This window comes from Salinivibrio proteolyticus (genome assembly GCF_001996165.1).
Lineage (GTDB): Bacteria > Pseudomonadota > Gammaproteobacteria > Enterobacterales > Vibrionaceae > Salinivibrio > Salinivibrio proteolyticus.
The window spans coordinates 1-3,513 of record NZ_MUFP01000040.1 but is presented as its reverse complement, the minus strand read 5'-3'; the positions used below and the strand labels follow the sequence as shown (position 1 = coordinate 3,513).

Below are 3,513 nucleotides of genomic sequence, written 5' to 3'. Positions count from 1 at the left end.
ATTCATAAAACAATAAAATTTATTACACCCGATGATTGCGATTTCATTCACGCTACTAGGTTATCTCATCTTGTATAGTGAGATAAATAACTCTAGATACAACACGTAAATAGATGAATTTATAACAATTAAGCGACATTCCACCTATAACAGATAGTCACAGACGGAGCATCCATACTGAGAGGTGACTCGATAGATTCATGAAAATGACATTATTGTTTTTTATGCATTTATTGTCAGGCTCTCACACTTTTCCGGATTACTATGAAAATGTTGTTATAAGTTATTATCGACACTTGACTGCCTAAAAGTATCTACTACAGTGGGAATTGTGGTAGATAAACTAACCACTTTTTGATCGCACGCTCACCATCTTGAGCAAATGCTGTCTGATGCGTGCTAGCGCGGAGGTCATGAGTGGGCATTTAGTTTATTGCAAGGTATGCAAAAGTTTGATGCAAGAGGGATGTTTCGCATGGAAACTGGTACAGTAAAATGGTTTAACAATGCCAAGGGATTCGGCTTTATTTGTCCTGAAGAAGGAGAAGGCGACGTTTTTGCGCATTACTCAACAATCCAAATGGATGGTTACAGGACGTTGAAAGCGGGTCAGACCGTCAGCTACGAGGTTCAAGAAGGACCGAAAGGCTACCATGCGAGCCAAATCGTCCCTGTTGAACAAGAAGCAGCGAAATAACAACGCGTTATTCGCGACGGTTACAAAGGAAAAAGCGAGCGCAATGCGTTCGCTTTTTTTCGTCCTCGGCGCGCTCTATCTTATCGAGACACTCGCCCATCGCAGGACATGCTCATAGCAAGCCAAGTGCTTCTTTATAGTGCAACCGACACACCGACACATAACGCTCGTTGCCACCGATCACGACTTGATCGCCGTCAGCAATCGCATTGCCTTTTGCATCTTGGCGGATCACTCGATTGGCTTTTCGACCACAATGACAAACCGTTTTTAGTTCTACTAACTTATCCGCCCAAGCGAGTAAGTATTGAGAGCCTTCAAATAGCTCTCCTCGAAAGTCTGTGCGCAATCCATAACACAACACAGGAATACGTAATTTATCGACCACATCAGTTAACTCAAGCACTTGCTGTTTGGTGAGAAACTGACTTTCATCCAGTAACAGGCAGTCTACTTTTTCATGTTCTTGAATGGCTGAAACATGTTCGAATAAATTGGTTTCATTGTGGTACAGGTGCGCCTCTGTCTCTAAACCAATGCGTGAGCTAATTTTTCCCTGACCATATCGGTCATCTATTGCCGCTGTATATAACAGGGGCTGCATGCCTCGCTCTTGATAATTAAAGGCTGATTGCAAAAGTGTTGTCGACTTACCGGCATTCATTGCGGAGTAATAAAAATAAAGCTGCGCCATTGTTATCTCGGATTATTCGGTCATCAGGCTTAAAATCAATCCAGCATGCTACCGGATCTCATCGAAAAGGAAAGCCCCGACCAGCGGGGCTTTGCGCTCAATCCTATTATGAGGTAGTCACGAGCGAGATTAGGCCATGGCTTTGCACGGGCGCTTTTTCAGCCACAGTAGCGCAAAACAAAGCGCGATAAAGGCGAGTGTCGTGGCAGCAAATGCCAACCATAGTGATGCGGTAAAGCCAAGGACCAAAAAGCCAACCGCGGACACCAGAGCGCCACCAATCGCGTAAGGCAACTGTGTCGAGACATGATCAATATGCCCGCAGCGTGCCCCTGTGGATGACAGGATAGTGGTATCTGAGATCGGTGAACAATGGTCACCAAACACCGCACCGGCTAACACCGCCGACAGCATAGGTAACATCAAGGAAATTTCCGTTGCCGCAGCCAGATCGCCGGCGATCGGTAGCATGATACCAAAGGTTCCCCATGAGGTACCGGTCGCAAATGCCATCACTGCCGCGAGTGAGAAGAGCACAACAGGGAGTAGCTCAGACGGCATATTGCCCTGCACCAATGAAGACAGATATTTACCCGTTTGCAAATCGCCAATGATATGGCCAATGGACCATGCAAACAGCAGAATAAGAATGGCCCCAAACATGGATTTCGCTCCGACCCATAAGGTTTTGCTGATCGCAGACGCACCAATCCCCTGTTTGATCGTCATGGCTAAAGCAACGATAAGTCCAGCCGCGCCCCCCATCAGAAGCGACATGCCTACATCCGTGTTCTCAAACGCACCGAGTACTGAGAAGGATACATCGTCACCCGCTAACGCTTGTGCGCCGGTGTAGAGCATCGCACTGATGGTCGCCACAACGAGGACCACAATCGGTAATACCAAATCAGAAACCGTGCCGTGCTCGCTTTCTTCAATCCCAAGATCGTCACAAAGATCGGCACAATTGTCGTTTTCATCCCCTAAGCGACTGCCTTTTTTTGCTTGGTATTCAAATTGACGCATGGGGCCAATATCAAGCTGAAACCAAATCACGGCAAAAACCAACAGAAGCGCAAAGATTGCATAGAAGTTCATCGGGATCATAGTGACAAAGGCGCCGAGCGGCGTGTAATCAGTCACTCCATGTGCGACTAAAATCGAGCCGATGACGGTAATGATATAAGCGCCCCAGCTCGAAGCGGGGGTGATAACACACATGGGTGCGGCGGTCGAATCGAGAATATACGCCAGCTTCGCTCGAGACACGTGGAAGCGATCAGTGACAGGGCGCGAGACAGCCCCCACCGCTAAGCTATTAAAATAGTCATCCACGAAAATAAATACGCCTAAGAAAGCCGCCAGCAGCTTTGCTCCACGTTTGCTTTTAATTCGGCTTTGTGCCCAATTGGCAAACGCTCGTGTTCCCCCAGAGAGTGACAATAAAGCAGTGATCATTCCCAGCAATACGAGGAAAGCAAGAATACTCATATTCCAGCTATTAATGCTGCCGTCAGCCACAAATAAGCCGGCAACCACATCAAAAAGGTATTGCGCCGATGTCCCTAGGGAAAAGTCAGCGAGTAGCAAGGTACCGAGTACAATCCCCATGCCTAGCGACAACAGCACGCGGCGTGTTGCAATGGCAAGGCCCAAAGCCAGCAAAGGTGGAAGTAACGATAAAGCGGATGAAGAAAAGTCTGTTAAGTTCATGATCTCAATATCAACCAATTGGTTGGAGATCTACTGCAGAAACGAAGACTGGTAAGGCGTGGTAACACACAGCAAACAACTTGCCTCCTACAGTAGCGCTCCATAGTGTGTCCTAATTACTATGGCAGTGCTGCCCCTATTCGGTAACAGCCCCAGCACAGTCGGCATGATGGCCTTACTGGCTTCGGCGTTGGCTCCTTTCATGTGCGGTCACTGGCATCACCCTCGTGCACATTACTTATAAACAACGCACCTCTACGTTAAGAGTGGAGCATTCTACACAAGATGTTCACTATCGCAACTGTTCACGCACAAAAAGCCACCACTTAAAACGTCACACTATCAAGTGTCGATGAAATCAGTCGCAATCACCCAAAATTTAGGCATATTTAAAAAAACACCCTTAAAT

3 protein-coding genes and 1 riboswitch are annotated in these 3,513 nt (G+C 47.1%); of the genes, 1 reads left to right on the top strand and 2 read right to left on the bottom strand.

Annotated elements, in window-relative coordinates:
• Positions 1-475 precede the first annotated feature (475 nt).
• Positions 476-697 (top strand): cold shock domain-containing protein CspD, encoded by a 222-nt coding sequence (gene cspD / locus BZJ19_RS16815; RefSeq protein WP_069588926.1) that lies wholly within the window; start codon positions 476-478, stop codon positions 695-697.
• 112 nt (positions 698-809) lie between these two features.
• On the opposite strand, the gene BZJ19_RS16810 is transcribed toward cspD, so the two are convergent.
• Both BZJ19_RS16810 and BZJ19_RS16805 read right to left on the bottom strand, forming a co-directional pair.
• Positions 810-1,391, bottom strand: a complete 582-nt coding sequence (locus BZJ19_RS16810; RefSeq protein WP_077482059.1) for a thymidine kinase — start codon at positions 1,389-1,391, stop codon at positions 810-812.
• A 129-nt stretch (positions 1,392-1,520) separates the two neighbouring features.
• Positions 1,521-3,104, bottom strand: a complete 1,584-nt coding sequence (locus BZJ19_RS16805; protein ID WP_077661728.1) for a Na+/H+ antiporter NhaC family protein — start codon at positions 3,102-3,104, stop codon at positions 1,521-1,523.
• Positions 3,105-3,189: 85 nt separating this feature from the next.
• Positions 3,190-3,370: riboswitch (Lysine riboswitch) on the bottom strand.
• Positions 3,371-3,513: the final 143 nt, after the last annotated feature.

Excerpts from the sequence above, each read along its gene's own strand:
- BZJ19_RS16805 (WP_077661728.1), bottom strand. The coding sequence starts at position 3,104 with ATGAACTTAACAGACTTTTCTTCATCCGCTTTATCGTTACTTCCACCT.
- cspD (WP_069588926.1), top strand. The coding sequence starts at position 476 with ATGGAAACTGGTACAGTAAAATGGTTTAACAATGCCAAGGGATTCGGC.
- BZJ19_RS16810 (WP_077482059.1), bottom strand. The coding sequence starts at position 1,391 with ATGGCGCAGCTTTATTTTTATTACTCCGCAATGAATGCCGGTAAGTCG.